General features: G+C 70.6%; 2 protein-coding genes. Both read right to left on the reverse strand.

The window, feature by feature from the left end:
- On the reverse strand, nucleotides 1-2553 hold a 2553-nt coding region (locus tag AB0O11_RS38995; RefSeq protein WP_363397295.1), incomplete at its 3' end, for an amino acid adenylation domain-containing protein.
- Nucleotides 2553-4802 (reverse strand): amino acid adenylation domain-containing protein (locus tag AB0O11_RS39000; RefSeq protein WP_363397298.1); only part of this gene is annotated, 2250 nt, incomplete at its 5' end. The genes AB0O11_RS39000 and AB0O11_RS38995, both read right to left, overlap by 1 nt.

Genomic DNA, 4802 nt, shown 5'->3' on the forward strand with positions numbered 1-4802 from the left:
GCCGTCGGGCTGCCGGCGGACGAGGTCGCCGGTGCGGTACATCCGCTCGCCGGAGGTGAAGGGGCAGGCGACGAAGCGCTCGGCCGTCAGCCCGGTACGGCCCAGGTAGCCGCGCGCGAGCTGGCCGCCCGCGAGGTACAGCTCACCCGCCACGCCGACGGGCACCGGCTGGAGTCCGGCGTCCAGCACGTAGGCGCGGGTGCTGCCGAGGGGTCGGCCGATCAGCACATCGCCCGAGGGAATGGGCTCGCCCGGCTCGATGCGGTGCGCGATGCAGCCGACGGTGACCTCGGTGGGCCCGTACTCGTTCACGACGGCGACGTCCGGGTGGCTCTCCCGCCAGGTCCGTACGAGGTCGCCGGGGAGGGCCTCGCCGCCAAGGATGATCTCCCGGGTGGGCGAGTGCTCCGCGGGCAGCCCGGAGAGGATCACAAGGTGGCTGGGGGTGGCCTTCACCAGGTCGACGGCCGGTCGGGCCACCTGGCGCCAGGCGTGGGGGGACGAGCCGTCGAGCTCGTCGACGTGGATCCGTCCGCCGCTGGTGAGCGGCCCGTACACGGAGGTGACGGTGAGGTCGAAGGCGAGCGGGGAGTGCAGTAGGGCGGTTCCCCGGATCCCGGAGTAGCTCGTGGCGCAGACCGCCAGGTACTCGCAGAAGGACTGGTGGGTGATCACGACGCCCTTGGGGCGGCCGGTGGATCCGGAGGTGTAGATGACGTAGGCGGGGTGCTCGGGGCGGAGGCCGGTGTCGTCGAGGCTGGAGGTGCTGTGGGCGTCGATCCGTGCCGTGGTGGACGGGTCGTCGAGCGAGAGGATGTCGATCCTGTCGGGCAGCGCGGGAACGATCCCGTCGACGGTGAGGACGAGCAGCGGCGCGGAGTCCTGGAGCATGTAGGCGATGCGGTCGGCGGGGTAGTCCGGGTCGACGGGGACGTACGCGGCGCCGGACTTCAGGACGGCCAGCAGTGCGACGATCATGTCCGCGGAGCGGGGCAGGGCTATGGCGATGCGGTGCTCGGGCCCGGCGCCGTGCTCGGTCAGGGCGCGTGCCAGCTGATTGACCCGGGCGTCGAGCTGCGCGTAGCTGAGGGTGGCGTCGTGGGAGTGGACGGCGACCGCGTCGGGGGTTCGGGCGACCTGGGCCTCGAACAGCACGGGCAGCGAGGTCGGCTCGGTGCCGGAGCCGCCGCCGTTCCACTGGCCGAGCAGCTGCTGGCGCTCGGTGGGGTCGAGGATGTCGATCCGGCTGATCGGCTGGTCGGGATCGTCGGCGGCGGCTTCGAGGACGCGGGTGAAGTACCTGGCGAGCCGTTGCGCGGTCGCGCGGTCGAGCAGGTCGGTGGCGTACTCCAGGGCCAGGCTCAGGCCGGCCGGGGCGGCGTTGGGGCCGCGGTGCTCGATGGCGCCGATGGAGAGGTCGAACTTGGCGATGTCCAGGGTCGTCTGCTCCATGCCCAGGTCGATGCCCGTGAGCTCGCCCGTGGCCTCGAACTCGTCCCGCAGGGTGAGCATCACCTGGAAGAGCGGGTGGCGGGCGAGGGACCGGGTGGGGTTGAGGTGTTCGACCAGGGTCTCGAAGGGGATGTCCTGGTTGGCGTACGCGGCCAGGTTGGTGTCCCGCGCGCGGGTGAGGAGTTCGCGGAAGGTGGGGTTGCCGCTGGTGTCGGTGCGCAGGACGAGGGTGTTGACGAAGAACCCGACCAGGTCCTCCAGGGCCTCGTCGGTGCGGCCGGCGACGGGGGTGCCGATGGGCAGGTCGGTGCCGGCGCCGAGGCGGGTGAGCAGGGTGGCGACGGCGGCCTGGAGGGTCATGAACAGGCTGGCGTTGTTCCCCCGGGCGAGCTGCAGTAGCTTCCGGTGGGTGTCGGAGTCGAGGCCGAACCGGACGGACGAGCCCTGGTAGGAGGCCTTGGCGGGCCTGCGCCGGTCGGTGGGGAGGTCGAGTTCGTCGGGGATGCCGTCGAGTGCGGTGCGCCAGTGGGTGAGCTGTTCGCTGAGCAGGCTGGTGGGGTCGTCGGCTTCGCCGAGGAGCTCGTGTTGCCAGAGGGTGTAGTCGGTGTACTGGACCGGCAGGGGCTCCCAGTCGGGTGCCCGGCCGTCGATGCGGGCGTTGTAGGCCTGGCCGAGGTCGCGCAGGAAGGGGGCCATGGACCAGCCGTCGGAGGCGATGTGGTGCAGCAGGACCAGGAGGACGTGCTCGCCCTCGGCGATCTTGAACAGCCTGGTGTGTACGGGGATTTCGGTGGCCAGGTCGAAGACGTGCCGGCCTGCCTCGGCGAGCGCGGCAGTGAGTCCGCCCTCCTCGACCGTCCTGAGCACGAGCTCCGGCGCGACGCCGTCAAGGACGTGCTGGTGCGGTTCGCCGTCGGTCTCCGGGAAGACGGTGCGCAGGCTCTCGTGCCGCGCGACGACGTCACCGAGGGCCGCCCGCAGGGCGTCCACATCGAGCGCACCGCGCAGGCGCAGCACGATGGGGATGTTGTAGGACGCCTCGGCGCCCTCGAAGCGGCTGAGGAACCAGAGGCGGCGCTGGGCGTAGGACAGCGGAATCATCAGATCTCCTTCTTCGACCGCAGCGCCGGACGGAGTGCGGGGCGGCGCGACTTCTTTGCGTTGGACAACTGTTCGGACAGGGCGGCGACGGTCGGCGCCTCGAACAGGGTGCGGACAGGGAGTTCGAGACCGAGGACGGTGCGGATGCGGCTGGCGAGTCGGGTCGCGAGCACGGAGTGACCGCCGAGGTCGAAGAAGCTGTCGTCGATGCCGACCTCGGGCACCCCCAGGACCTCCGCGAACACCCCGCACAGGACCTCCTCCTTCGGGGTCCGGGGGCGCCTGCTCCCGTCGCTGCGGATCTCCGGTGCCGGAAGGGACTTGGTGTCCAGCTTTCCGTTGGGTGTGAGTGGCAGTGTGTCGAGTGTGACGATGGCGGCCGGGATCATGTGGTCGGGCAGCCGGCTTGCGAGGTGGGCACGGAGCTGGGTGGGGTCGGCGGTGTGTCCGGCGGTGGGGACGGTGTAGGCGGCGAGACGCTTGTCGCCGGGGCGGTCCTCGCGGACGATGACGGCGGCCCGGGCGATGTCCTGGTGACTCGTCAGCGCTGCTTCGATTTCGCCGAGTTCGATGCGGAAGCCGCGGATCTTGACCTGATGGTCGGATCGGTCGAGGTAGTGGAGGGTGTGGTCGGCCTGGCGGCGGGCGAGGTCGCCGGTGCGGTACATGCGGCTGCCGGATGGGCCGTAGGGGTTGGCGACGAAGCGTTCGGCGGTGAGTGCGGGGCGGTTGAGGTAGCCGCGGGCGAGGCCGGGGCCGGTGATGTAGAGCTCGCCGGTGGTGTTGGTGGGGGTGGGGTGGAGGGTGGGGTCGAGGGTGAGGGCACGCAGGTCGGGGATGGGGGTGCCGATGGGGCTGCGGGGGGTGTGGGTGGGGTGAGGGGTGAGGGTGTGGTGGGTGACATGCACGGTGGTTTCGGTGATGCCGTACATGTTGACGAGGGCGGTGCGGGGGTGGTGGGTGTGCCAGTAGGTGAGGCGGGTGGGATCGAGTTTCTCGCCGCCGAAAATGACAGTGCGCAGGTTGAGGCCGTCGGCGAGGTGGGGATTCTCGGTGGCGGTCTGGGTGAGTTGGTGGAAGGCGGTGGGGGTCTGGTTGAGGACGGTGACTTGGTGGTGGGTGAGGAGTTGGAGGAACTGTTCGGGGGAGCGGCTGGTGGTGTGGGGGACGACGAGGAGCTTTCCGCCGTGCAGGAGGGGGCCGAAGATCTCCCAGACGGAGAAGTCGAAGGCGTAGGAGTGGAAGAGGGTCCAGGTGTCCTGAGGGCCGTAACCGAGGAGGGGCTGGGTGGTGGTGAAGAGGCGGGTGGCGTTCTCGTGGGTGATCACGACGCCCTTGGGGCGGCCGGTGGATCCGGAGGTGTAGATGACGTAGGCGGGGTGCTCGGGGCGGAGGCCGGTGTTGCCGAGGCTGGAGGTGTTGTGGGCGTCGATCCGTGCCGTGGTGGACGGGTCGTCGAGCTCGATGCGGTCGGCCCCGTCGGGGAGGGCGGGTGCGATCGGGCTGGTGGTGAGGGTGAGGAGCGGGGCGGCGTCCTGGAGCATGTAGGCGATGCGGTCGACGGGGTAGTCCGGGTCGACGGGGACGTACGCGGCGCCGGACTTCAGGACGGCCAGCAGCGCGATGATCATGTCCGCGGAGCGGGGCAGGGCGATGGCGATGCGGTGCTCGGGCCCGGCGCCGTGCTCGGTCAGGGCGTGGGCGAGCTGGTTGGCGCGCGCGTCGAGCTGGGCGTAGCTGAGGGTGAGGTCCTCGTGGGTGAGGGCGGGGGCCGTGGGCGTGGCGGTGACCTGCTGATCGAACAGCTGGGTGAGCGTGGCGGGTGACGGGTCGCGGGCGTCGGTGTGCCAGTGGTCGAGCAGCTGCCTGCGCTCGCGCGGGTCGAGGATGTCGATCCGGTTGATCGGCTGGTCGGGGTCGTTGGCGGCGGCTTCGAGGATCCGGGTGAGCTGCTCGGCGAAGCGCTGGGCCGTCGGCGCGTCGAAGAGGTCGCCAGCGTACTCAAGGGTCAGGTTCAGGCTGCCTGCGGCGTTCTCGGCGGTGCGGTTCTCGACGACACTGAAGGAGAGGTCGAACTTGGCGGTGCCCAGGTCGGCCCGCTCCATCTTGATGTCCAGGCCAAGGAGTTCGGCCTCCGGGCCGAAGCCGGTCTTCAGGGTGAGCATGATCTGGAAGAGGGGGTGGCGGGCGAGGGAGCGGGTGGGGTTGAGGTGTTCGACCAGGGTTTCGAAGGGGATGTCCTGGTGGGT

This window comes from Kitasatospora sp. NPDC093102 (assembly GCF_040683915.1).
GTDB lineage: Bacteria > Actinomycetota > Actinomycetes > Streptomycetales > Streptomycetaceae > Kitasatospora.